The sequence below is a fragment of the Parvimonas sp. D2 genome (assembly GCF_035282635.1).
GTDB lineage: Bacteria > Bacillota > Clostridia > Tissierellales > Peptoniphilaceae > Parvimonas.
Window position 1 is genome coordinate 1 of record NZ_JAYKBO010000124.1, and the last position, 229, is coordinate 229.

Sequence of the window (229 nt, forward strand, 5' to 3'; positions counted from 1 at the left end):
TGCCCAGCAGCCACAGAGCGGTGAACAGCGCGCTGGTGAGCCGCACGCCGTCGGCGAAGCTTGCGCCGACCAGATCGGCGGCGCGGCCGGTGATTGAGGCGAGCCAGTGGAACAGCGGTGGCGTGTCCAGCCAGATCTGACCGGCCAGGGTCGGAATCAGCCACCCGGGTTCGCGTGCGAAGCCGAGGGCGACCGCGATATGGAGGGCATCATCGCCCTTCCATGGGTC

Annotated in this window: 1 protein-coding gene; it reads right to left on the minus strand. The window is 69.0% G+C overall.

Annotated features, from left to right (window positions below):
* Positions 1 to 229 (minus strand): hypothetical protein (locus VJI77_RS07805; RefSeq protein WP_323989033.1); only part of this gene is annotated, 229 nt, incomplete at both ends.